Origin of the sequence: Actinocatenispora comari (assembly GCF_017312725.1) — a bacterium.
Lineage (GTDB): Bacteria > Actinomycetota > Actinomycetes > Mycobacteriales > Micromonosporaceae > Actinocatenispora > Actinocatenispora comari.
In genome coordinates, this window is record NZ_BOPO01000031.1 from 1 (window position 1) to 26,032 (window position 26,032).

Genomic DNA, 26,032 nt, shown 5'->3' on the forward strand with positions numbered 1-26,032 from the left:
CGCTCCGAGCGCGCCGCCCGGCCCGGCCGCACCGCCGGCAACGGCGCCGCCGGTACCCGCGCCCGCGCCGACCGGCCCGCCGGGGCTGGCTGGTCGACCGGTGCCCGGTACCGGGCCAGGGGCCCGGCCGGCCCTGTCCCGGCCGGGCACGCAGCCGGCGTTCCGGTCCGCCGTGTCCCGGCCGCAGGGGCTCAACCGGTCCGGCGTGCTGGGCGACCAGAGCGCCGACGCGAACCGGACCTCGGGGCCGGGCCGCGCCCCGACCGGTGCCGGCGAGCACCCGAATCTCGGGCGGGGCGGGTCACCGAGCCCGGGCCGGGGCGCACCGCCCAGCCCGGCGAAGCCCACGCGGGGCCGGTCGCCCGGCAGTCCGGGCGGTGAACCGCAGCGTGGCGGCCAGGGTCGCCCGCCGGGCGGCCGCAACCCCGCCAGCCCGGGTCGGCCGCACCGCTCGTCCGACCAGCGCGTACCGGGGCTGCCGGGCGGCACCGAGGAGTCGACCGCGTTCACCCACTCGGGCCCGCGCAGCCCGTCGGTGCTGACCGGTTCGCACCAGCCGCCGACCGACCCGGCCGCGACGGACACGCCGCGGCTGTCCGGGCGCCCCGGGAGCGGGGCGCCGCACACCACGAAGCCGGTGCTGAGCAACCGGCAGCCGAAGAAGTCCGGTGCCGGTGAGCGCGACCGGCGCGGCGTGCACGTCCCGCCCTCGACCGGGTGGCCGGCGAGCGAGCTGTTCGGTGAGCCGTCGGCGGCGGCGCCGCCGGTGCTGGAGAACCCGAGCCTGCGGGCCCGTCCGGCGGTGCCGACCGACAGCAACGACATCCCGCGCAGCCTGCGCCCCAGCGGCGCGATGCGTGCCGACGCCAACCTCACCAGCGCCCGGCCGAACACCAACGGCCCGGCCGAGCTCGCCGCCCGGCGCGCCGCCCAGCAGGAGCGGGAGCGCCGCCGCAAGATCGACACCGAGTACGAGCAGATCCGGCTGCTGTTGCAGAGCGAGGAGGCGTGGCACGTGGAGACACCGGGCGGTCCGGTCGTGGCGAACCAGCCGCAGGCCGAGGCCAGCCATCCGCGGCCGATGCTCGGCGCGTGACCGGAGCGGGATTTTCCCTGCTTGCCGGTACGGGTTAGCCTGCCTGGCAGGGACCTGAATCGTGGACGTCTGGTGGCGTCTCGGTGTCCCGGTCGCGCGAACCGTGCCGACAGTGCGAGGGAGGGGCATCGATGTCCGACAAGGTCCACGCGGACTGCACCGAGATCATCAAGTACGCCGGCAAGCTCAGCGGCATGGGGGGTGGCAAGGGGCAGAAGGCGCCGATGATCGTCGGGTTGAGCGCAGCCCAGCCACTCAACCAGATGAGCCAGCTGAGCTTCAACTCGTTCACCAAGCCGGGCGCCGACACCGACGGCCAGTTCCAGGAGGCGCTCCTGGTGGCCGGCTACCTGGCCGACAACGTGGCGTCCTTCCAGCAGTTCATTCCCGACTGCACCAACGGCATCCAGTGCTGCGCGATGCAGGCGCAGGGCGTCGGCGAGATCCTGCTCTACACCGACGGTGGCAGCGCCGGTTCGATCAACGCCGAGGACGTTGCGAAGGCGCTGGCGTTCGCGTCCGGTGACCCGAGCGCGGAGCGTCCGGACGGCATGCCGAAGGACCTGTTCAAGGACGGCACGTTCGCCGACAAGCAGTCCGAGACGATGTCGAACCAGCCGCAGGCGCTCTCCGACCCCAACAGCCAGTTCGCCAAGACCTACACCGAGCCGGGTGCGCACCTGAGCACGACGACCTACCTCGACGGGTCGATGCGCGTCGTCAGCTCGTACACCACGACCAACGCCGACGGGACGTACACGAGCCACAGCACCACCACCGTGTACGACGAGAACGGCAAGGAGGTCAAGAACGGCGGCCAGACCGAGGACGTCACGTACGGCGACGGCTACCACACCACGACCCGGCACGAGGGCAACACCACGGTCGAGACGACCCTCCACGACGACGGTGCGGTCGACATGAAGACGACGACCAAGGACGCTGCCGGCAACGACAAGGTGACCACCTCGCACACCACCGCGAGCGACAACACCACCTCGTCGGACGCCGGGCCGGTGGAGGGCTGGGAGAAGCAGGGTCACACGGACGGCGGCAGCCAGGACGACCAGACCTACGCGGGTTACTGAGTCCGGGCGCAGTCGGGTTGCCACACGTAGGGGGTGCAGGACATGGGGCACGGTTCGGACGATCCTGAGCTGGGCAGCAAGTTCTACGGGTACGACACCAGCAAGAACACCGAGCTGCTCAACAACCGGCACATGGCGTACAAGATGGGTGACGGCGACGTCAGCCGCTACAACGTCGACGGCGCGAGCGGGAACAACTTCCTGCACTACAAGCCGACGATGGACCGCAGCAAGATGCCGGGCGGCAACGACTTCGACATCAACACGAAAAACCTGGACACGACCTGGGGGCTCAACAGCCCGGACAGCGGCGACGACGCGCACAAGGCCGCACAGTTCGCGAACGGGTACGAAGACAAGTACAGCAACATCATGAAGGGCAACACGATCGAGCACATCCGGCGACGGATTCTCGCTCAGAACGCCGACGGAGCCGGCCAGATCGCCGACCACTGGCGCACGGTGAAGACGGCGCTCAACAACCTCGGCGAGGGTGTCAAGGGCCCCACCGACGAACTGATGGGCAACGACAGCTGGAGCGGCGAGGCGGCCAAGGCGTTCATCATGATGGGCCCCGGCGCGACGCTCAAGTCGCTGGACGACTGGAGCCAGGCGGCCGACCAGAACATCAAGGCACTCGACCACCTGGCCAGCATCATTCCCGGCTTTCACACCCAGATCTCGGATCTGTACGAGAAGTACAAGGGTGCGCTGCACTCCGAGTCGATCAACTACTTCAAGGATTCCCGCGGCAACATCCGCAAGCCCGGCGGCATCGGGAACTTCGGCAGCGCCGACGAGCTGATGTCGGACGGCTCACAGTCGCAGAAGGACGACTTCGTCGCCGCGATGAAGGACGTCGGCGCGATCTACAGCCTGCGCGCCCAGGACATCGAGCTCGACATGGCCAAGGAGTACCAGACGGCCGTCACGTACCTGCAGACCGGTTCGTCGACCCGGTACGAGGGGCCGTGGAACGCCGTCATGGACAGCCCGGGCATGGTGCCGCCGCCCAACCTCGGCGCCGGGCCGGGAGCGGGCCCCGGTGCTGGTCCGGGAGCCGCGCCGAACGTCGCCAAGCCGAACGTGGCGCCGCCGCCGAACCTGACCAATGCGAACGCGGTCAAGCCGGGCCCACCGCCGGCGAACCCGGACGTGGCGCCGGTGGCCGATCCGCCGACCGCGCCCGGTGCGCCGCCGGCCACACCTCCGGCCGCACCGCCGGCGGCACCACCCGCGCCAGTGCCCCAGGCGATGCCGGCGCCGGCCCCGCTGGCGCCGGTGGCGCCGACCGGGCCGACCGCGCCCGGCGGCCGACCGGCGCCGGTGTCCAGGCCGGCGACGCAGAACGCCTTCCGGCCCAACGTGAGCCGGCCGACCGGCCTCAACCGGTCCGGGGTGCTGGGTGACCGCGGGGCGAACCGGCCGGCGGCGCCCAACGAATCGCCCGGCGGCCGGCCGAGCGGGAGCCGCCCCCCGGCCAGCCCGGCGAAGCCGGCGCGCGGCGGCAAGGCTCCCGGCCGGCCGGGTGAGTCGGAGCCGGGTCGCGGCGGCGGCCGGCCGGGCTCCCGCCCGCCGGCGAGCCCGCAGGGCACCAAGGGCAAGCCGGGCCAGCAGCAACAGCGCCCCGGCGCGCCCGGTGAGGTGGACGAGAACAACGCGTTCCGGCGGCCGCCGGGCGGCACGTCACCGTCCGTGCTGGACAACAAGCGGGTGCGGCCGCCGGACCCGGCGTCCGAGGACGCCCAGCGGCTCTCCGGCCGGCCGGGCAGCGGTCCGCCGAACACGACGAAGCCGGTGCTGAACAACCGCGGCCCGAAGCAGGGGAGGAAGCCCGAACGGCAGCAGTCCCGGCCGAACGGCCAGCCTGGCGTGCTGCCGACCGACAACGTGTTCGTCCCGCCGCCGACCGGTACCGCGCCGGTGCTGGAGAACCCGACGCAGTGGATGCGCCCCGGTGCCCCGGCCGACACCAGCGAGGTGCCGAACAGCCTGCGCGGCCCGGCGCGGATGCCGAGCGGGGCGAACCTGTCCAGCTCCCGCCCCGGTACCGACAGCGCCGCCGAACTGGCCGCGCGCAAGGCGGCGCAGCGCGAGCAGGAGCGTCGGAAGAAGGCCGACGAGGAGTTCGAGAAGATCCGGGCGTGGATGAACGGCGAGGAGGCGTTCGCGGTCGAGACACCGGGCGGGCCGGTCGTGTCCAGCCACGCACCCACGCCGGAGCAGCTCGCGCACCCCAAGCCCAAGCTGGGCGCCTGACGGTGCTAGCACGCTGACCCACGGCCCCGGCCGAGGCCGTGGGTCAGCCCGGCGGTCGGGAGTCCCGGGGCCGTGGGTCGGCCCGGCGGTCGGGAGTCCCGGGGCCGTGGGGCAGCCCGGCGGTCCGGAGTCCCCGGGCGGTGGGTCAGCTCGGCGGTCGGGAGTCCGCTGGCAGGGAGGCACCCATGCTGTCCGAACGCAGCGGGCGGGCCTGGCCGGAATCGGCCGCGTCGTCGACCAGCTGCAGCAACCACCGCGGCGCGACCGCCAGCGCGTGCAGGAACGTGTCGAAGTCGGGGGCGCACCGGTAGAGCAGGTTGGCCGTGATGTACTCGGCGTCGTACCGGTCGTCGTCGCGGTAGTCGTCGTCGTCGTGGTACCAGACCGAGCCGACGTCGCCGCCCGCCACCCGCACCGCGAGCAGCCCGCCCTGCACGTACCCGATGGGCAGGAAGTCGGTGGTCAGCCGGTCGTCGAACCAGCCGCTGACGTACACCAGGTCCTGCATCCGGTCGGCGCGACCGAGGCCGAAGAACGGCTGGTCGAGCACGAAGCCCTGGTCCGGATGGATGCCCGGGGTGGTCGGCGTCGCGCCGTTGGTACTGGCCAGAAACGTCCGGTAGGCCGGGGGCAGCGGGAAGCCGAGGCGCCGTTCGAGCCGGTCGACGAGCGCGTCGGCGAGCTGCTCGGTGTGGTCCATCGGTACCGGGGTGGCGTCGTCGATGCGCACCCCGCGCCGGGACCGCGGCACCGTGAGCAGCGCCGCGCCGCCGATGTGCCGGAACGCGGCGTGCACCTCGGCCGGCACCAACGCCAGCGTGCGGCTGCGCGGTACGTGCGCCCACACCCAGTGCGGCGGGGTCAACGCGACGTAGTCGTCGGCGGTGAACGCCCACAGCGGGTCGTTCGCCTTCACCATGATCTCGTTCGCGGTGAGCACATCCAGCACCCGTTGCTCGTCGATCGTGAGCTCGGGCGCGGGCGCCGGCAGTTCGACCATCGCTCGGGCCAGCAGGTCCCACTCCGGGAACCCGTACGCGTTGATCACGACGCCCTCGCGGTAGCGCATCCGCAGCGAGGGCTGGTCGAACTGGCGGAGCTGCGCCGCGAACGCGGCGCCCGGAATCTGGGGGCCGTCGTCGGTGGACTGGTCAGGCATCGGCGTCTCGTCTCCGCCCCGGCAGCCGGCCGGAGCGCAGGTCGTCGAGCCGGCTGGCGAGGGTGTCCGCGCGCAGCCCGCGCACCAGCACCTCCAGCGCCGACTCGATGTCGGTACCGAGGAAGAACTCCTCGGTGGGATGGCTGAGGTACATCCGGCCCTGCTCGTCGACGATGAGGATGCTGTCTTCGTCGCCGGTCCGGCCGACCGGGAACGTGCGGATGCCGAGCTGGCCCGCGAGCCGGAACGCCGACACCTCGACGAGGCGCACGTCGGCCGGGAAGAAGTGGATCGGAAACGCGCCCACCTGCTCGCCCGGCCCGTACGGCACCAGGTCGAGCAGGCCGAACTCCCGGTACAGGTCGCGGGCGGCGGGGAACGGTTCGTGCCGCCGGCCGCGCCCGTCGGTCTGCGCCGTGAACTCGGCCAGCCACGGATCGACCCGACCCGCCGCGTCCCGCCCCGGCAGCCAACCGGCCGCCAGCAGCGCCGTCTCGACGTCTCGCTGGAACCTCGGGTGGTCCACGTCGATCTCGTCGAACCGGTCGGCGTCGAACGGGATCGTCGGCGGCTCGTTGGACGACTCGCCCCGCACCAGCGTGGCCGGCGTGTTCGCCAGGTACTGCCGCTGCTCGTACTCGGCGCGCAGCCGCTTCTCGATCCGGCCGGACTCGAACAGCGCCTCCCGGGCCGCGAGCCGAACGTCCTCCGGCACCGGGGGGCAGCGGTAGCCCTGCTCGACGATGTGGTCCAGGAACGCCGGCTGCGGCGCGAGCCGGCGGCGCTCCAGCTGGTACGTGGAGATCGTGGACCAGATCCAGACCCCGTCGGTCAGGTACTGCACCGGGACCGCCCACCGCAGCGCGGGGTTGGCGGGGTCGAACACGTCGTAGGTGCGCTCGTCGGAGGGGACCAGCAGCGCGCCGGAGCGCAGGTAGTGCAGCAGCCGCTCGCGCTCCTCGTCGTCGTCGATCCAGGGCCGGTCGGCCCACGGCCGCGGCCGGTCGTGCTCGTCGAAGCCGTCGGCGACCGGGACGAACCGGAAGCCGGCCACCTCCTCCGGCGGGGTGATCGGGAGCGGTCGGGGCGGTCGCCAGCCGGCGTCGTCCGACGCCGACCCCTGTGCACGCTCGCTCATCTCACCGCCCTCGGATCCGTCCGGCCAACCCTAACGACTGGGTGCACGATAGTCCGCCGGGCCGCGCCGGCCCCAGCTGACCGCTGGCCCCATCGCGGTCGAGGACGGGAGCGGCCAGGCGGCTCCCGGCCCGGACGGAGCGCACCCGACACCGGTACGCCCGCAGGCGGGCGCCGCCGCACGGCGGGCGGTCGGTTCCGCGAACCGCGTGCTCGGGGTGGGTAGCCTCGACGGGGTCGCGGGATCGATGGCACGGGAGGGGTCGTGTTCACGCTGGACGACGCTCGGCGGTTGGCCGCCTCCTGGGTCGACCGTGGCCGGCCGGACGGCGAACGCCGGCGGCCTCGGGTGCACGAGTTCGACCTGGGCTACGTGATCTGGGCGGTTCCGGCCGACGACGATCGGCGCGAGGTCGGTGCCGGCCGAGGGGTCATGGACAAGACCACCGGCGAGCTGTCGTTGTGGCCGTCGTTGCCGGTGTCCCGCATCGTCGAGATGTTCCGGGACGAGCGGGCCCGGGAGATCCCCGCGCCGCGAACCTGGGATCCGGCCCGCCAGACGCGCCGCGACCTCTCCCGCACCGGCTTCCCGGAGCACGTCACGCACCTGACCCTGGCCGACGGGCGGGCCCAGATCAGCCGCAGTTCGAAGGGTGACGGCGAGCTGAACCTGCATCCGCTCGTCGCGGCGGCGCTGGCCGGGGCCCCGCCCCGGTCCCGAGAGCGGGCCGGCGAACGGTGCTCCGAAGTCGCGGCGTTCTCCGACGTGCTGCACCGGGCGGACACCCAGCGTCGCGCGGACCGGCGCCCGACGTTCTCCGCCGACGAGGCACGGGCGACCCTGTTCCGCGGTGCGGAGATCGTCACCTACCGGGTGTGCGAGCCGGGCGACGAGCTCGGTGGCCGGACGGTGCCTCCCTGCCTGTCCTGCCAGTACCTGTTGGGTCGGTTCGGCTTCGAGCTGGCGGGGGGACGACGGTGACCGCCCGGTTCAGCCGTGCCGCCGAGGCGGTGCTGCGAGACGCCGGCTGGACGCCTGGCCGGGACGTCTCGACGGCGACCGCGGAGGCGATCCGGCGTACCGAGCAGCGGGTCGGTGCCGGCGGGGCCCGGCTGCGGTCGTTCGCTGCGGCGGTGGCGGCGCTGAACGAGTTCGGGGGGCTGGCCGTCGTCCCGAAGGAGCCGGGCGTCGACCACGTACCGCAGCCGTTCGCGTTCGATCCGCTGCTGGCGCCGGTCTGTGCCGAGACCCTCGCCGACGTGGCCACCGTCCTCGGGGTGCCGCTCTACCCGCTCGGCGTCGAGGGCGACCTGGCCGCGCTGCTGGCGATCGACGAGCGGGGCCGGGTGTTCTCGATCGACTACACCGGTGAGTGGTTCCTCGGCGCGACCACGGACGCCGCGATCGAGACGCTCGTCACCGGTCGCCGTCCGCCGCGGCTGCGCGACGACGGTACCTGGCCGGACCCCGCCGGCACCGACGAGCCGCCCGGCCGCTCGGCTCGCTGAGCGGTTCGGTCGGGTCGTCCGGACCGCCAACTCGCCCGTCCGGTCGGTCAGCCGGCGCCGTGGCGCTGCTCGAAGTCGGCCAGCGCCCGGCGCCGGTCGGCGAGCTCCGCCTCGATCGCGTCGCGCTGGAACCGCTCCGGGGCCACCTGCAACGCGAGCCGGCCGACCGGTGTCCAGAACGACGCCTCCGGCACGTCGCCGGCGTCGGCGGGTGCGAACTTGAGCACCTCCGCGGTCGCCGCGGCGGCGGCCGAGAGCAGGTGGTAGACGGTGCTGAGATCGTCGTCGGACAGGTCGCCGGAGTTCTGCACCGCCTCGGCGTTCACCGCGAACACCTCCGCCGCGCCGAGCCACTCGCCGGCGTCCAGCAGCGTCGACGGTGCGTCACCCGACCCGTACTGCACGTCGAAGGAGATCGCCGGGGTCTCGGCCGGCAGCTCGAACGTGAAGCTCCGGTCCCGGCCGCACGTCGGGCACTGCCCGGAGTAGCGGACGACGAACGTGCCGTCCGCCGAGCTGTGGTCGCTCTGGCGGTCGAACTGCGCCTCACCGCAGACGCACGGCCGCAGCTCCATGAAGAGGTACGCCTCGTCGAACGTGCGGGCACGGGGAACAGCCATGCGCGCCACGATAGCCAGCGGGGGCGAGCGACCGCGAGGTCAGGACTGGGTGGCCCCCAGCAGGTCTTCCAGCTCCAGGGTGCGCAGGTCGTCGCGGGACGGCATCCGACCGAGCTTGCGCAGCCGGCCGGACTGCGCCTTGCGCATGCCCTCCAGCAGCTTGCGCGCTTCGCGGGCGTTGCCGAAGTTCTGCCCCATCTGGATCTGGCTGAACCATTCGTACAGCGCGTCGTCCAGCCCGTCGCCGAGCAGGTAGTCGTCGTTCTTGGCGATCCGGCTGACGATCAGCAGCAGCTCCTTCGGCGTGTAGTTCTCGAACTCGAGCGTCTTGGCGAACCGGGAGGCCAGACCGGAGTTCGCGTCCAGGAACTCGGTCATCTCGTGGGTGTAGCCGGCCACGATCACCGCGATCTCGTCGCGGTGGTCCTCCATCATCTTGACCAGGGTGTCGATCGCCTCCTGGCCGAAGTCGCCGCTGCCGCCGCCGGCCGCCCGGGACAGCGTGTACGCCTCGTCGATGAACAGCACGCCGCCCATCGCCTCTTCGATCACGGTGGAGGTCTTCTCCGCGGTGTGGCCGATGTACTGGCCGACCATGTCGCGGCGGGCGACCTCCTTGAACTTGCCCGCGGGCAGCACGCCGAGCGCCTTGAGCAGCTGCCCGTAGATGCGGGCGACGGTGGTCTTGCCGGTACCGGGGGCGCCGGTGAAGATCAGGTGGTGGCTGACCGCGCCGACCGCCAGGCCGGCGTTGCGCCGCCACTCGTTGACCTGGATCTCGTCGATGAGCGCGCGGACCTCGGCCTTGACCGAGGCGAGCCCGACCATGGCGTCCAGGTCGGACAGCAGCCGGTCGATCTGCGCCGGGTCCTGCTGGGTGGCGCCCTCCAGGGCGGCGATGCCTACCTTCGGCCGGTGCGCGGTGGACAGCGGTTCCCGGATGCTGGGGTTGGCGCCCTCGTCGACGTGGATGCCCGGGCTGGCGGTGTTCTCGACCCGGCACTCCTCGACCTTGCCGCCGCAACCACGGCCGAACATGATGCCGACGCCCTGGGTGTCGTGGATCCAGCAGCCGTCGATGGTCGGCGAGCTGCCGTGCGCGATCGAGATGCCGGCGTCGGCGGTCTGCGAGATGTCGCAGCGCTCGATGGTCGGGCGCCCCGACTGGTACACGTACACGCCACGGAAACCACAGCCGGTGATGGTGGAGTTGCGGATCGTGGGGTCGGCGCCGAGTCGGACGATGATGCCGTCGTCGGCGACGTTGGTGATCTCGCACTTGTCCAGCAGGCCGCCGGCATCCTCCACCACGAAGCCGTACTGACCGCCGGTCACCTTGGTGTCGGCCGCCTCCAGGTGGGTCCGGTTGGTCACGCTGACCGCCGGCGCGTACCCCGCCTGCAGGGTGCACTTCTCCAGCTTGAGCCGGCCGCCGCGGGCGTCGATGGTGGGCCGGTCACCGGACCGCAGGGACACGCCGCGGACGGTCACCTCGCTGTTGCGGGCCTCCAACGCGGACCGGCCGGCCGAGGTCGAGTCGATCGTCACCGAGCCGGCGTCGCCGGAGGCGACCAGGGACACCCGCAGGCCGGACACCACCAGCGCCTCCGGGTACTCGCCGGGCGCGATCGAGACGATGTCGCCGGGCGTGGCGATCTCCAACGCGTCGCGGATCGTGGGGTAGGCCCCGGGCTGCTGGGACGAGACGACAAGGTTGCGTGCCATGGCTCCGCCGGTGGAAGGGTTGACTTCTGCGCACATTATCCCAGGGGGTCCACGTCGCCCCGGCCGTGCGTGCGCGGGATCGACGCGGTGCCTTCCTGACCACGACCTAGAGTACTGACGACCCCGGAGCTTTGAGGAGACGCGGACGACGTGGATCGCGGCGAGGACGAGCAGCCGCCGGCCTGGCAACCGGCGAACGACGTCGAGCGGCTGATGCTCGACGCACTGGTGCGCAACCACTCACAGGACTACTTCCGGCTGGTGGCCACCGCCCCGCTGTACCTCCCGGTCTTCCTGAGCGACGCCAACACCGACCGTCAGCGGGTGGTGGTCAAGACCATCGACGAGGTCGAGCACCTGCTCGTGTTCACCTCGGTGCGCGGGCTCACCGGCTACGTCGAGGCCGGGTACACGCCGGAGAGCCGGCCGGACGGATACGCGCTGACCAGTTACGAGGAGCTGGCCGCGCGGCGGCCCGACCCGGAGTGGCGGCTCGCGATCAACCCGGGCCAGCCGGTCGACGCGTACGTGGAGATCGACGCGGTGATGCACGCCGCGCTGGGTGACCTGCGGATCCCGCTGGCGGACGAGTTGATCGACCCGGACGGGGTCGGCGAACGCGCCCCGATCCCGGCCGACTTCGTCCCGGCGAACGAGGCCGAGCAGGCCATCGAGTACGGGCTGTCCCGCCGCGACGTGGACGTCGCGATCGACGCGCTGGTCGTCGCGGACGTGCTGGTGGTCACCGCCGAGCCGACCCGGCCGGACGCGGCGCTGACCGACCCGGACTTCCCGTGGCAGCTGGAGCAGATCGACGACATCCCGTCGATCTGCGTGTTCACCTCCCGGCAGCGGCTGGCCGAGGTGTTGCCGCCGGGCACCCCGGCGTACCCGACGACGTTCGTCAAGCTGGCGCTGGCCTGGCCGGACGACGACTGCCAGCTGGTCGTCGACATCGGTTCGGCGATCGAGCTGTCGTTCGAGGGCGCGATGATGCCCTCGTTCGTGTCCTGGGCGTCGGACCTGATGGAGCGGGTGGAGACCGGCGACTACACGGCGTCCGATCCCCGGATGGCGGACGCGGCCGGCACCGGGGTGGTCCTCGGCGAGCACGCGGTGGACGTCTCGATGCCGCAGCCGGTCGGTGATCCGGCGGCGCCGCCGGTCGCCGCGGCGGATCCGGCGGCCGGTCCGGTGCTGTTCCAGAAGGTGCTGCCGCCCGACCAGGTCGAGGGGTACCTGCGGGGCCAGCAACGGCGCGTCGCCGGCTTCGTCCACCCGTACGAGAGCGTGCGGGAGCTCACCACGCCGCAGCAGCTCTACGCCGGGCTCGGATTGCTGCACGACCGCACCCCGTTCCGCGCCGACGACGAGGAAGTGCACGTACTGCGTTGGTACGCCTACTGTCCGGAGCTTTACCGGGCCGCGATCGGCGGCCGGGACGAGCAGACCCGCGCCGCGGTCGGCGGCTGGGTCGTGGCGCCGGCGCCGTTCTTGGGCAGCGGGATCGCGCCGGGCACCGCCGGGGTGCCGGAGTTCAAGGTGGACAGCGTCGAACTGCCGCATGGCGCCCAGCTGTGCCGGCTGGACCGGTACGGCCGGCAGAGCGAGGTGGCGAGCTTCGACGCGGACACCGGCGGCTGGGTCGCCGCGGTCGGCACGCCGGGCTGGACGGAGGACGGCCGATGATCACGCCGGGCTACCGCGCGCGCTGGCAGGGCACCGAGTACGAGGCGAGCCCGGACGGCGCCCTGGTCCGGCTGTACGGGGCGGACCCGGCGCCGGGCTTCGACCAGGTCCGGCCGGGCCGGTACCGCCGGATCGTGCTCGCGGACGAGCTGGAGTGGTTCGGTTACCTGCACGTGACCGGACGGATCGACGGTGCGCCGGTCATCCTGCTCGCCGAGCGCGGCGACGAGCTGCTCGCCGAGTACGTGGGTGGCCGGTCGCCGGTGGCGGAGGCGCTTGGGCTCCCCGCGGTGGAGCCCGGGGTGTACCGCGGCTGGGTCCCGCGGGCCCGGGTGACCGACGTGGTGCCGCTCCGGACGGGGTCGTGACCCGCGTTCACTTGCCTGTGGCGATTACCGTCTTCTCGGATAGAGTCGGCATCATTTCTCGTCGATACGTGCGCCACGACGCGCCGAACGCCCAGGAGGTGCTGGATGATCGACGGGCCGGACCGGCCGCAGCGGCCGGTCGACCACCCGGACTGGAGCGCGCTGCACGGTGCGTTCGCTGACCTGCGGAAGCAGGTCGCCCGGGCCAAGGACGTACAGAAGAAGGTCTTTCACCTGACCGCGACCGCCTGGTCACCGGACCGGATGATCAAGGTGGTGGTGGGTCCGCGCGGCCAGCTCGTCGACCTGGACATCGACCCGCGCGTGTACCGGCAGCCCAACTCCAAGGCGCTCGCCCGGTCGATCCTGGAGACCAGCCGGCAGGCGATCGAGCAGATCGCCCAACAGACCGAGCAGATACTGGACCATGACGTTCCGGCCGATCTGCGCATCGGCCGCGCCGGCGCGGTGGACTTCCGCGACGTGCTGAAAAGCCACGATGCCGAACTGCCGAAGAAGGTCGACGCGGAGGAGGACGACTGATGGGCGAGGGCACGTTCGTCCAGATGGACGGCGACGCGACCAACTCGGCCGGCGCCCGGTACGCGCTGGCCGGCGACAAGCTGACCGCCAGCGGGTCGTCGGTGCGGTCCGGCATCGAGTCCGCCGAGGGCTCGGCGCCGTGGGGCAACGACAAGTTCGGCCACGCGTTCCTGAAGCAGTACGGCGACCCGCAGCAGGGCGACGAGACGCTGACCTTCATGACCGACGGCGGTGACCAGGTCAGCACGGTCGGCAACGCCGTGCAGTGGGCGGCCGTCGACGGCATCGACGCGGACTCGCAGGCCAAGCAGTCCATCCACTCGCTGGAGACCGACAAGCCGAAGGTCACCGGGTCGAAGGGTGGCGGCGCCGAGGGCAGCGCCTTCACCGCGACCAGGACCCGCTCCGAACGCACGTCCGGCTCCGGAACCTCCGGCACGTCCGGCACCGGGCCGGGTGCCAGCGGGACCACCGGAGCGGTCGACGCGATGTACGCGACCGCCGACGGCACCGAGGGCACCGAGACCCGGCGGCCGGACCGCCGGATGGTGCTCAGCAGCGTGGCCGCCGGCAGCATGATGATGCTGCACGCGGTGGACGAGACCACCGCACACGACGGTGACCGCCGGATGGCGCACGAGGTCTTCCATACCGGCGTCGGCTGGGTCACCGACGGGGTCCTGCCGGAGGGCTCGGAGCAGCCCGGTGCGCACGGCGAGCGGGCCGAGTTCCTGCGCCCGGTCGAGACGGCGTACGCCGTGACCGACGGTGCGGCCGGGCCCCACGCGGGTGAGCTGCACGCGGTGTACCGGTCGGCCGGTGACTCGACCGGCGGGGCGACGCCGATGCACGCCGCGGCGGCCCCGCCGGCCGGTTCCGCCTGGGCCAGCGGCCACGGGCAGGCCGAGTTCCACGCGGTCGCCACCGATCACACCACCGGGTTCGTCGCGGCCGACCAGCAGGGCGTGATCACCGACATGAAGCACGGCGAGTTCCATCCGGAGGGCACGGCGCAGCCGGTCGACGGCGCCGAGCGCTACGTGCAGGAGGTCTACCGGGAGGGCAGCGGGTGGGTCGCCACCGCCGACGGGCAGACCGGGGGCGCGCCGCCGGCCGAGTCCGGGGCCCAGCAGGTCTGAACGTTCCAGGACGGTAGTGCGAGGTCGGGCGGCCCTCTGGCGAAGGCCGCCCGACGCGTGACGTGGCATCGGCGGGGAGAGGAGGTGGCCGATGGGCGGCGAGTACGGCGCCAACGACTACCTCTTCGACCCCATCCTCGACTTCTTTCGCGAGGTGGAGGAGTGGGTTCCGGGGGTCTTCGGCAGGGTCCTCGAGTGGCTGATCGAGATCCCGGAGGGCTCCGAGCACGGGCTGGCCGACATCGGCGACGCCCGTACCAAGGCCGGCGACACCCTGATGCACGCCCTGGAAGACCAGTCGGTCCCCGCCGCCACCATCTACGAGAAGTACGTCGGTGACGGCGCGCCCGCCGCGTTCGCCGACCGGGACCAGGCACTTCGCGACCAGTTGCAGGCGATCGCCGAGCAGCAGTACCAGAAGGCGAAGATCGCCTACAACACCTCCAGCAGCATGGAGATGTCGAAGTTCATGGCCGCGACCGACCTGTACATGCTGGGGCAGGCGGTCTACGCGGCGGTCATGGCGGCGGTCTCGCTGCCACCGTTCGGCGGGCTGATCGGAATCGGTGAGGTCGGCGGTGCGATGGCCGTCGCCGAGGCGGGCATCAAGAAGGCGCTGTCCGAGTTTCTGGAGAAGATTCTCGGCGAGGAAGCCGTCAAGAAGATCGGCGAGCAGGGCCTGAAGAAGGCGCTCACGAATCCGAGCGTGCTCGGTCACCTGGCGACCGCGCCGATCAAGGTGATCCCGACACTCGGCAAGGAGGCCGTCGAGCACGCCCCGGATCTGTACAAGTTCGGCAAGAACGCGATCAAGGATCTCGGCCCGAAGATCAAGTCGTCGGTGCCGAAGATCGTCGACCACGTGCCGAGCAAGGGTGACATCGGCCGCTACATCGCCAACGGTGCACGCAAGAGCGGCGACGCGTTGAAGTACGCGGCCCGCCATCCCATCGAGACGGTCGGCCGGGGTGGCCGAGGCGCCTGGGACGGCGCGAAGGCGGCCGGTCGCGGCCTGGGGCGTGGCGCGAAGACGGCCTGGGGCGGGGCGAAGAGCGCCGGGCGGTTCGCCTGGGACTCGCGCGGCGGGCTCAAGCCGAGCAACCTCGCCGCCCGGCATGCGGCGAACCACGCCGCCGAGCGGTACGCGTCCCGGACGGCGGCGCGGGAGGCGCTGAACGCCGGCAAGGGCTTCAAGGAGGCGATGCGGGCCTCGGTGCGGGAGCAGGCGGAGAACGCGGCGGCCCGGTCGGCGGCCCGCGCCGAGGCGCGCAACGCGTTCCTGAAGGAGTACGCGGAGCGCGGGGCGGCCGGCAAGGCCGGCATGATCGGCAAGGAGTTCGGCAAGGACGCCCTGATGAAGGGCAAGAACTTCGCCGCCTTCACGCTCAAGACCCAGGGCGTCGTCGACGCGTACCAGGTGGCGACCGGGCATGTCAGCGTCGGTGACGGACTGAAGAACCTGTGGAACCAGGAGAGCGGCGCGCTGGTCACCGGGGTTCTCGGCGCGCCGCTGAGCTTCGGCCGGCAGGGGATGCTGCCCGAGATCTCCGGCATGGTCGGCGGCACCGTGGCGTTCGACGCGGCCAGCGCCTACAGCTTCAAGGACCACCAGTTCCACTGGGTCGACGAAGCCGGGAACGAGAAGTCGGGTGGGTTCGGCGCCTTCTGGGGCAACGAGAAGCACAACGCCATCCACGCCGCCGCGTACGGGGCCATGGGCGGCGCCCAGCACATGAGGTTGAAGGCCGAGGAGTTCACCGCGCAGCGCAACCTCACGATGGACCGGTCCGCGACGCCGTTCACCGCCCGTACCGGCTCGGACGTCCGGATGCCGGAGACCAGGCCGACGACCGTCGAGCCGGCGACCCCGTCCAGCAGCGCCCCCGGATCGACCAACGCGGGTGCCGGCGGGGACGGCGGCCCGCGGACCCGGCCCTCGACGTCGGAGTCGAGCGGCTCGTCGTCCCGCACCGGGTCCGGCAGGCCGTCGGAGCCCCGCAGCGGCGAGTCGCGGGGGGATGGATCGCCGCAGGAACGCCGGGTCGTGCGACCGCGGCAGCCGGAGCCGGCGCCGGAGGGACAGGATCCGTCGCACCGGCCGCAGGCCGGCGATCCGTCCCGGCAGGTGGAGCACCCGGCGGCCGATCCGCAGCACACCGGCGACGGGCCGCAGCGTGGCGCCGACCCGTCCGGCCAGCAGGACGGTCAGCGTGGTCAGGCCGACCAGCAGGGCGACGGGCGCCCGCCCGGCGCCGACGGGCAGCACCGCGGGGACGCCCAGCCGGGCGACGGTCAGCGCGGTGCCGACAACCAGGGCGATGGCCAGCATCGCGGCGCCGACAACCAGCACGACGGCCAGCAGCACGAGGGCGAGCAGAACGACGGCCAACGGCAGGACGGTCAGCCGGGCGACGGCCAGCGGCACGACGGTGAGCAGGGTGACGGCCAGCACGGCGCCGACGGGCAGCGGCCCGACCAGCAGGCCGACGGCCAGCCGCACGGCGACCGGCAGCCGGGCGACGGCGGCCGGCACGGCGGCGACCAGCAGACCGAACACCGCAGCTCGGACGACCGGACGGAGCGGCGGATCCGGCTCGGCTCGGCCGATCCGGCCGAGCACACCACGCACCGCACCCTCGGCGAGGACCTGGATCTGCTCGACCGCGGCCTGGCCAACCGCCGCGAGCTGGTCGACGTCGACATGGCGGAGGTCGTCCGGCATGCGGCGGCCGGCGAGACCGCGCCGACGGTACGGGTCGGGGGCCGGCTGCACGAGGTGCCGGAGCTGACCCGGCTGCGCGACACCCTGGTGGAACACTTCACCGTCGAGGGGCCGCACGGCGAGCGGGTACCGATGGGTGACGACGCGGCGATCCGCGACCACCTGCGGGAACTGCAGGACCAGGTGCGCGCCGAGCTGAACGACGTGCGTACCGCCGATCCGGCCACCCACAGCACCGAGCAGACCCGCGACTCCGCGGGGTTCCCCACCGAGTCGACCGACCGGCGGCCGAGCTACCAGACCCACCCGACCGACGGCAACCGGTACACCCGGAGCGACCCGACGACGCAGCTCGACCCGGCCCGGGCCGGCGACCGCGAGGCGGCGCGGGAGGCGTCCCAGCGGTTCGCCGACGACGTGCTCGCCGACCACACCCGCCGCTGGCTGCTCGACCCGTCCGGGGAGAGCGTCGGTGCGCAGCCGACCCGGGGCGCGACGCTGATCTCCCCGGAGGGCGTGTTCCACAGCACCGGCTGGGAGGGTCGGTCCGGTGGGCCGGAGCACGACGTCGTGCCGTCGACGCACGACGTCGTCCAGGAGCTGACGCACACACCGCCGGCGGAGGTCGCCGAGCTGCAGCGGCGCGACCAGGAGCTGCGCGACGCCACGGCCGAGCTGGAGCTGACCAACGCCCGCTACGAGACGGTCAGCGAGGGCATCCGCGGCCTGGAGGAGCGGATCGCCGCCAAGCACCGGGAGATCGACGAGCTGCGCGCGGAGAAGCGGCGCACGATCGGCCGCGGCTACGACGGGGGCCGGATCCGCGCCGCCAACGAGTCGTACGACCCGCGCATCCGCCAGGCGCGCGAGGACCTGCGCGCGATGCAGGACGAGCACCGGGTGCGGGCCCGGCTGGATCTCGCCGAGGCGGCGCGGGATCGCGCCGTCGCCACGGTGCGGCACGAGAACGCCGAACGGCAGCACGCGCGGGCGGAGAAGCGGGCCGCCAGGCACGGCATGCCGGACGACAACCAGCGGTACCGGTTGACCAACGCCGGCCGGGCCGAGATCGCGGTCATGTCCGACTACGCGCGGCACGTGGAGCGGCAGATCGACCCGGCGACGCTGGCCGCCGACGCCGCCCGGTACGGCCGGGAGGACTTCCAGCACGAGACGTTCGGCGACCGTTTCGACGAGGTGCGCGCGGCGGCGGAGCGGCAGGCGGACGGCGACCCGGCGGCGGCGCGGGACCGGCTCGCCGACGCCACCCGGGAGGCGCACCAGCGGCGGGTCCTGGGCGACGAGGGGTACGACTCGCTCCGCGTCAAGGCCGAGCAGGCGGGGCGCGATCCGGCCACGGTCGAGGAGCGGATGGCGCGGCACACGCACGTGGCGGAGAAGCTCGCCGACGTGCAGGTGCACGCGTACGAGATCGGCGGTGACCGGCACGGCGAGATCTCGCATCCGGACCCGACCACGGAGCAGAGCCTGGCCCGCGCCGGCATCCGCTACGACCGGGTCGCCGACGTGCTCGACGGTGCGCAGCTCGCCGACCCGGAACACCCGAACCGGATCGTGCTCGGCCGGGCCGGCAGCGAGCTGCGGGACTTCGGCGAGCAGGTGCCGGACCACCCCGACCATCTGGTGATCGTCGCCGAGCGCGGTCCGCACGGGCTGCGCTTCGACGGCCGCGACCTGAGCGGTGCCGAGCTGGCCAGGGTGCTCCGGGACGTCGGCCTGCCGCGCCCGGACCAGCGAATCGTGCTGGTCACCAGCGATGGCGGCGGCATCGCCCGCGGCCTCGCCCGGGAGTTCGGCACCGAGGTGTACGCGCTGCCCGAGCACGCCACGCTCGCCGGCGACGGCACGTTCGGCGTCGAGCGGCGCGCGGCCGGCGACGAGGTGCCGGCCGGCGACGGCTGGCGGCTGCACCACCCGGACGGCCGGTCCGATCAGGTGGACCTGCACCGCGAGTACCAGGACGCCCGGGCCGAGGCGCACGAGCGCGGCTGGGAGGGGTACGAGCAGCGGGAGACCCGGCACGAGCCCGACCAGCGGCCCGACCGCGACCAGCGCCCGATCCGGCTCGCCGGCGGCGACCACGACGGGCTGCACCGCGATCTGTCGGGGGAGGGCACCGGGCGGCTGAAGACGCTGTCCAATGCCCGGATCATCGACCGGGTGGTGGGCGACCTCGGCCTCGACCGGCGCGGTCCGCTGCGGCTCGACGAGCGGCGCGTCGAGGAGATCCTGCGGACCGAGATCGACGAGCGCGACGACCCGGCGCGGCGCCGGCTCCAGCAGATCGTCGAGCAGGAGTTCACGCACCAGGACGCGGACGGCAACCGGGCGCCGAACAGTACGAGCGAGATTCGGCAGCGCATCGCCGAGCTGCGGGCCGAGGCGCGCGAGGAGTACGCGGCGGCACGGGCCGCCGGGGACGTCCGCGCCGGTACCCCCGAGTACGGCGAGCGACTGGAGCAGGTCGGCGGAACGGGCGGCGAGGGGCACGGCTACACCCGGTCGGAGCCGCCGTCCGGTCACCGTGATCCGAACAGCCCGGCGGATCGGGCCGATGCCCGGGCCCGGGCGGTGAAGTTCGCCGACGACGTCCTCTACGCCGATCTTCGTGCGTTCGCCGAGCGGCCGGACGATCCGCCGTCGCGGCCGTCGATGGCGACCGTCATCATGGGCCGGGACGGCACGCTGCACTTCAGTACCTCGCGGACGGGTGCCGCGGGCGACGGTGTGCCGGCGGGTACGCACCCGCTGATCGCGGCCGACTACCACCTCGTGGAGCACCAGCTCACCGGGCACGGCAACGGTGAGGCGGAGTTCTGGGTCGGCGACTCCAACCACGGCGGCAGCCCGGTCTGGTTCAAGGAGTGGAGTCGGCGCAACCCGGAGCTGGCACAGCTCTCCCAGGCGCACGACGCGGCGGTCAACCGCCGCGAGGGGGTGCAAGGAAGCCTCGACAAGCTTCCGGCGAGCGCGCCGGAGCAGGCGCGGACGAGGCTGACCGACCTGGTGGCGCAGCGCGAGGCCGAGGTCCGGGCGGCCGACGAGGCGCTGCGGAACAAGGCCGACGAGCAGGGCAAGCAGCAGGAGCTCGCAGACTACGAACGATTCAAGCGGCTGTACGAGGCGGAGGGGCCGACCGAGGACGCGCGCCGGCAGGAATGGTTGAACCGCCGGTTGGAGATCGCCGAGCGGTACACGACCGGGCGCGGGCACGGCCGCTGCTCCGAGGTGTCCGGCCTGTCCGACCACGCCAAGCGACTCGACCGCGAGTACGACCAGCTGGGCCGGCGGGACGCGGCCCGGGTCGAGCACGCCAAGGAGTCGGTGCAGCGGCGCAACCTGGGCGAGCTGTACGACCGGCTGAAGGAGTCGGGTGCCACCGACCAGGAGCTGGCCCGGCACAGTTACGTCGCCGAGCAGTTGCGCGACATCTCGATCACCGCGCACCAGATCGGCGGCACCTTCCAGGTCGACCACGGTGAGTACCGCGCGCCGTGCACGAGCTGCGAGCACGCGGAGCGCAACCTCGGCATCGTCCCGGACCACATGCGGGAGGTCGCCGACCGGGTGGAGCTGGGCGAGCCGAACAAGCTCGTGCTGGCCGAGCCGGGCAGCGACCTGGCCCGGTACGCGGCCAACATCCCGCGCCACCCGGACGCCTTCGTCCTGGTGGCGCACGGCGAGCCGAACGCGCTGACGTTCGACGGGTACCGGCTGAACCCGCGCGAGGTGCACGACCTGCTGGTCCAGGCCGGCTGGCGACCGGACCAGCGGATCGTGCTGATCGGCTGCCGGGGCGGCGAGGTCCGCTACGACTGGCCGGGCAGCTTCGGTACCGAGCTGCACAACGAGACCGGCGCGCCGGTCGTCGTCTCGCCCGACGCCGCGTACCTGGCGCAGGACGGTTCGTTCGGTGGCGGGCCCGGCGAGACCGCCGCGGGCCAGGGCGCCGCACCGGCCCGGCCGTCCGGTGAGTACACCAACGGTCGGTGGGAGCTGATCGACGCCGACGGGGTGCACCCGGGCTACGACGTGCACGCCGACTTCGACAACGCGCGGGCCGCCGCGTACGAGCAGGCCGGCAACACCGGGGAGTACGCGCCGCGCAACGTCCGGCTGGCGGAGGCGACCGGTGATCAGCCGGTGATCCGGGTCGACGCCGACAACCCGTACGGCACCGACCATGCGGCCGGGTTGGCCGAGGGTGCGGCCGAGCGCGGCGCGGCGCCCGAACCGGAGCGGACCGCGGCGCCGGAAGCGCACGAAGGTCGGCCGGAGTCCGGAGCCGAGACCGGCCGGCCGGAGAGCGCGGCCGAGACCGCAGACCGCTGGCGGGCAGGGTACGAGGCGGACCGGCGAGCGAGGCTGGAGCTGGTCCGGGACGCCGTCGAGGCCCGGCCCGACGTGGTCGACCTGCGGCAGCAGCAGGCCGAGCACCGGCAGCTCGAACGCGACCTGCGCGGCGAGGCGGCGGACCGCCGCGCGGACGAGGCGGCGCTGCGCGACCGCGCGGCCGAGCAGCACCGGCTGGCCCGGGAACACGCCGTCGACGCGCGGGCGCACGACGCCGCCGATCCGCACCGGGCCGAGCTGCGCGAGCGGGCCGAGCGGGCGGCCGAGGACGCGCGCGAGTCGACCGCCGAGGCCGACCGGGTGCACGCCGACGCCGACCGGCTGGAGCAGGACGCCGACCGCGCCGCGGCCCGTGCGCACGAGATCGACGACCGGGTCGACCGGATCACCGAGACCGCCATCGCGGCCGACGAACGGCTCGACCGGTTCGCCAACCACCCGAGCGACGAGGTGGGCGTCGAGCCGATCGATCCGCACGAGGGACCGCAGGAGTCCCAGCTGACCGGTACCGGCGAACCGCCGTCGGTGCGGGCCACCCGGCCGTACGGGCAGGCCGAGGACGTCGGCGGGGTCGGCTACAAGCTGCCGTCGGAGCACGAGCAGCGGGCGCTGGAGGAGGCGCTGCGCAACGCCGACGGGGAGATCGAGCGCACTCCCGAGCCGCGGTTGAGCTGGTTGCGCCGGCTGCTCGGCACCGGCGACGGGAACTGCGTCGATCGCTGGCTGTCGCTGTTCGACACCTACCTGCACGGCCGGCCGACGGTGGCCGCCGAGCCGGTGCACACCGGGTACCGGGGTGGCGAGCCACGGCTGCTGCCGCACGGCGACCTGCGGTCCCGGATCGACCAGGCGACCGGCGGCCGGTTCCAGACGCTGTTCCACCGCGACGCCGTCCCGACCCGGGACGTGCACGGTCGACCGACGGTCCCCGAGCTGCGGGCGGACGAGGCGTTCGCCCGGCTGGAGGACCAGCTTCGGGCGGCGGGGCACGGTTCCGTCGCGGCGATCGGCGCCGAGTGGCGTGACGGCGGCGACCACGTCTACGCGGCGGTCAACCACCACGGGGAGATTCGGTACGCCGACCTGACCACCGGTGACTGGTGGCGGGTGGGCCGGTTCACCGAGGTGACCGGGTCGGAGCGGGCGATCGACCTGGCCGCCGGCCGGGAGTCCCGGTTCTCCGCCGGCGACGCCGACGCACGGGTCTACGTCAACGTGGAGACCGGCGAGTGGCGCTACGACCCGATCCACCGGCTGGACGACTTCCGGACGATCGAGGCGGTCGTGATCTCCGGCGAGACCGGCCGGCCGGTGCCGTTCGACGGCGCCACCATGCGCGACCCGGGCCTGGCGACCGCCGACTACCTACCGCACCTGCCCGAGGCCGAGCGCGGCATGGCCGGTGCGGAGGCGTACCAGCGGGAGCTCGGTGACGTTCGGGCGCGTGCGGACGCCGCCCGGCAGCAGGCCGCACACCAGGCCGCACTGGCCCGGGAGCAGGCCGCGGAGGCGCACGAGCACGAGCTCGCGGCCGCCCGGCACCGGCGCGCGATCGCCGTCGCGGAGCAGCGCGGGGACGCCGCCCGGGAGCGGGCCGAGTGGCATGCCGACCGGGCCCGCCGGCACGAGCCCGACATCGCCCGGTTGACCCAGTCGGGCGACCGGCGGGTGGCCGCCGAACTCGCCTCGCACGAGCGTGCCGCCGCGCAGGAGCGGGCCGACGCCACCAGCGCCCGCCGCAGCGCCGCCGGCCAGAAGGGCGTCCGGGTGCGCGCGGAGCACCGGCTGGCGGAGGCGGACCGGCTGGCGTCGGCGGCGCGCGAGCGCGCCGAGGCCGCCGCGCGCGCGCACGCCGAGGCGGAGCAGGCGGCCGCGGAGCTGCAGGCCGCCGCCGACCGCGCCGGCCAGGAGTACGCACGCTGGGCCCGTGCGGCGAGCGACCAGCTGCGGGCGCGGGTGGGCGACGCCGAGACGGTGCGGGACACCTACCGGGACCGGGCCGACACGCTGCCGGCCGGTGACCCGCAACGCCCCCGGTACGAGCAACTGGCCGAGTACTACGACGGCATCGGCCGCTCGGCTGCCGAGGCGAGCGACGCCTACCGCGCGGCCGCCACGGCACGCGACCGGGTCGGGATGCACGAGGGCCGGGCCGCCGGCCGGCTCGACGAGCCCGGCCGCGACACCGGTGACGGCGAGGCGGCCGCGGAGGGCGGCTGGCACGGCGAGGCGTCCCGGCACGCCGCCGAGGCCGATCGGCTGGCGGCGGAGGCTCGGGTACCGGACCGGGCCCGCGCCGAGGCCGTCGCCCGCGCCGAGGTGCACGAGGACGCCGAGCGGCTCGAGCGGGAGGCGTACGAGCGGCTGCGCGGCTCGGGCGACCCCGAGCTGCGGAGCGCCGCGGAACCGCACCGGATCGCCGCCGAGGCACACGCCGAGCAGGCCGGGCAGTTCCGGGCCGAGGCCGAGCGGGCCACCCGGGAACGCGACGAACTGCTGGCCGAGGCGGATGCGGCCCGGGGCCGGCAGTCCAGGGCGGAGCAGGCCGAGCGCGAGCACGTGGCGGCCGCGACCGTCGCGGATGCGCTGGCCCGGGCCCGGCACGAGATGGCCGACCGGGCGGCGGCCGAGATCCGCCGGTACGAGGACGCGCCGCGGCCGGTGGTCCGGCCGGTGCATGCCGCCGGTGAGCCGGGCGAGGGTCGCTCCAGCGGGATGTCGCCGGAGCGCCGCTCCCGGCTCGACCAGGTGCTGTCCGCGGTCGACCCGGCGTTGCGGGCGGTCCGCGAGCTACGGGCGGAGCTGCAGCTCAACCTGCAGGACCTGAACGAGCTGGCGGACCTGCGGATCCGGCACGACGCCGCGGTGCACGACCGGCAGGCGGCGTTCGAGGACGTGGCGCGGGTGATGCACCGGCCGGAGAGCGATCCGGAGCGGGCCGCCGCGTTGCAGCGGTCGACCGAGACCCAGCGGGCCGAGGACGCGCTGCGCCGGGAGCTTCGGGCGGCCCAGGCCGGGCTGGACGCCGAGCACGCCCGGGTGCGGCAGGTGCTCGCGGACCGGGTCGCGGAGTCGGCCCGGCTGGCCGCGGATCTGGCGGCCCGCGGCCAGGACCCGCGCGCCGCGACGGCGGCGGGTGCCGCCCGCGACGCCGAGCAGGCATATCGGCGACTGGCGGATTCGTACGAGGCCGCGGTGGCGGGGCTGACCGATGTCGGCAGCGCCCGAGCCGGCGTGGCCCGGGCCGAGACCCGACTGGCCAGCGCACCGGACACGCCGGGCATTCGGCATGCGTACCAGGGTGCCCGCGACGCTGCGGTCCGCCGGCTCGAACAGCAGCAGCCGGCCGTCACCGACGCCATCCAGCGGCTGTGGCGCGACGCCGAACTGGCCGAGAACCAGCAGTCCCGGGTCGACCGCCAGACCCACGGCACCGGCGACCCGGCCTCGTCGGGCTCCCGGCCCGTACCGGACCCGGCCGCCCGGCCGGCGTCCGACCCGGCGGCCGGGCCGGTGCCGGATCCGGCCGTCCCGGCGGCCGGCGCGGCGGCGGTGCGCGCCCCGGAGCGGGTCGAGACGCTGCCCGCCGAGGCCGTGCCGGCGGACCCGGCCGGCCCGGTGGACCGGCCGGACGGTGGCGTCTCGATCGCGCAGGGCGGGCGGGAGAACGTCGAGGACACGGCGTACCGGGGCGAGCGGATCGCGGTCGTCGCCGACGGCATGGGTGGCCACAACGCGGGCGAGGTCGCGTCCGAGCTGACCACGCAGGCGTTCCGGGAGCTCGACGAGTCCGGCGCTGGTACCGGCAGCCCGGAGGCGAACGTCCGCGCCATGGTCGACCAGCTGCGGACGGCGAACGAGGCGGTGTACCGGATCGGCAGCGCCGACCCGAACAAGCAGGGCATGGGCACCACCCTCACCGCGCTGATGGTGGACGGCAACCGGGCCACCCTGGTACACGTCGGCGACTCCGAGGCGCTGCTGCTGCGCGACGGCACCCTGCACAGCCTGGCCCGGGCGGACGAGGTCTGGGACCAGCGGCGGCTGCGCTCCGGTCGGTTGTGGGGCCGGCACCTGCTGACCCAGGCGGTCGCGGGCGACGAGTTCACCCCCCAGGTGGTGCAGTTCGAGCTGCGGCCCGGCGACCGGATCGTGCTGGCCAGCGACGGCCTGCGGCCGTTCGATCCGGCCGACACCGACGGCGTCACACCGCCGCCGAAGCTGGTCGGCGACCGCGACATCGTCGAGGTGCTCGACCGGCACCCGGACCCGCAGCAGGCGGCGGACGAGCTGGTACGGCTGGGGCTCGACCGGGTGCCGCCGGGGGTGCGCGGGGACAACGTCACCGCGCTGGTGCTGGACTTCCCCGCTGCCCGGCAGGCGCCGGAGGCGGTTGCCGGGCCCGAGGGCCGGGAGGGTTCGGCCGCGGAGCCGGTGGCCGAGGCGAGGTCGCAGCCGGCCGCCGAGCCACGGACCGACCCGACCGCCGAGGTGGTGCCCGACCCGGCGACCCCGCCGACCGTCCGACCGGAGGCCGAGCCGGCGCAGCCTGCCGAGCCGGCGCAGCCGGCCGAGCCGGCGCGGGCCGCCGGGACGGACGTCGT

Annotated in this window: 13 protein-coding genes and 1 pseudogene; 10 read left to right on the plus strand and 4 right to left on the minus strand. The window is 73.9% G+C overall.

Annotated features, from left to right (window positions below; translation table 11 throughout):
* The 3 genes and pseudogenes from NUM_RS10565 to NUM_RS10575 form a co-directional block, all read left to right on the plus strand.
* Positions 1 to 1,096, plus strand: a pseudogene (locus NUM_RS10565) (hypothetical protein); the annotation flags it as partial.
* A 131-nt stretch (positions 1,097 to 1,227) separates the two neighbouring features.
* A complete protein-coding gene (locus NUM_RS10570; protein WP_207124618.1) occupies positions 1,228 to 2,184 on the plus strand; it encodes a hypothetical protein in 957 nt (318 codons plus the stop codon).
* 42 nt (positions 2,185 to 2,226) lie between these two features.
* Positions 2,227 to 4,443 (plus strand): WXG100 family type VII secretion target, encoded by a 2,217-nt coding sequence (locus NUM_RS10575; RefSeq protein ID WP_207124619.1) that lies wholly within the window; start codon positions 2,227 to 2,229, stop codon positions 4,441 to 4,443.
* A gap of 145 nt (positions 4,444 to 4,588) precedes the next feature.
* Here NUM_RS10575 and NUM_RS10580 read toward each other — a convergent pair whose 3' ends face one another.
* Together NUM_RS10580 and NUM_RS10585 are read right to left on the minus strand one after the other, a co-directional pair.
* On the minus strand, positions 4,589 to 5,602 hold the full coding sequence (locus NUM_RS10580; protein WP_207124620.1) for an SMI1/KNR4 family protein: 1,014 nt from the start codon (positions 5,600 to 5,602) through the stop codon (positions 4,589 to 4,591).
* Positions 5,595 to 6,740 carry an SUKH-3 domain-containing protein gene (locus tag NUM_RS10585; RefSeq protein WP_207124621.1) on the minus strand — a complete coding sequence of 382 codons (1,146 nt, stop codon included), beginning with the start codon at positions 6,738 to 6,740 and terminating at the stop codon, positions 5,595 to 5,597. Before NUM_RS10585 ends, NUM_RS10580 begins: the two co-directional genes overlap by 8 nt.
* A 264-nt stretch (positions 6,741 to 7,004) precedes the next feature.
* Here NUM_RS10585 and NUM_RS10590 point away from each other — a divergent pair, with 264 nt between their 5' ends.
* Together NUM_RS10590 and NUM_RS10595 are read left to right on the plus strand one after the other, a co-directional pair.
* Entirely contained in the window at positions 7,005 to 7,721 is a 717-nt protein-coding gene (locus tag NUM_RS10590) for a YwqJ-related putative deaminase (protein ID WP_207124622.1), read from the plus strand.
* Positions 7,718 to 8,248, plus strand: coding sequence for an SUKH-3 domain-containing protein (locus tag NUM_RS10595; protein ID WP_207124623.1), 531 nt, complete (start codon positions 7,718 to 7,720; stop codon positions 8,246 to 8,248). The genes NUM_RS10590 and NUM_RS10595 overlap by 4 nt, the downstream gene beginning before the upstream one ends.
* Positions 8,249 to 8,295: 47 nt before the next feature.
* Here the strand turns inward: NUM_RS10595 and NUM_RS10600 are convergent, their stop codons facing one another.
* Positions 8,296 to 8,868, minus strand: a complete 573-nt coding sequence (locus NUM_RS10600) for a hypothetical protein (protein ID WP_207124624.1) — start codon at positions 8,866 to 8,868, stop codon at positions 8,296 to 8,298.
* 39 nt (positions 8,869 to 8,907) lie between these two features.
* Positions 8,908 to 10,593 carry a right-handed parallel beta-helix repeat-containing protein gene (locus NUM_RS10605; RefSeq protein WP_207124625.1) on the minus strand — a complete coding sequence of 562 codons (1,686 nt, stop codon included), beginning with the start codon at positions 10,591 to 10,593 and terminating at the stop codon, positions 8,908 to 8,910.
* Positions 10,594 to 10,743: 150 nt separating this feature from the next.
* Between NUM_RS10605 and NUM_RS10610 the strand changes: the two genes are divergently transcribed.
* The 5 genes from NUM_RS10610 to NUM_RS10630 all read left to right on the plus strand — a co-directional run.
* Entirely contained in the window at positions 10,744 to 12,282 is a 1,539-nt protein-coding gene (locus NUM_RS10610; RefSeq protein WP_207124626.1) for a hypothetical protein, read from the plus strand.
* Positions 12,279 to 12,650: a hypothetical protein gene (locus NUM_RS10615; protein WP_207124627.1), complete on the plus strand. Its 372-nt coding sequence runs from the start codon at positions 12,279 to 12,281 to the stop codon at positions 12,648 to 12,650. The genes NUM_RS10610 and NUM_RS10615 overlap by 4 nt, the downstream gene beginning before the upstream one ends.
* Positions 12,651 to 12,755: 105 nt before the next feature.
* Positions 12,756 to 13,193 carry a YbaB/EbfC family nucleoid-associated protein gene (locus NUM_RS10620; RefSeq protein WP_207124628.1) on the plus strand — a complete coding sequence of 146 codons (438 nt, stop codon included), beginning with the start codon at positions 12,756 to 12,758 and terminating at the stop codon, positions 13,191 to 13,193.
* On the plus strand, positions 13,193 to 14,332 hold the full coding sequence (locus tag NUM_RS10625; RefSeq protein ID WP_207124629.1) for a hypothetical protein: 1,140 nt from the start codon (positions 13,193 to 13,195) through the stop codon (positions 14,330 to 14,332). Before NUM_RS10620 ends, NUM_RS10625 begins: the two co-directional genes overlap by 1 nt.
* 91 nt (positions 14,333 to 14,423) lie before the next feature.
* On the plus strand, positions 14,424 to 26,032 hold an 11,609-nt coding region (locus tag NUM_RS10630; RefSeq protein WP_207124630.1), incomplete at its 3' end, for a protein phosphatase 2C domain-containing protein.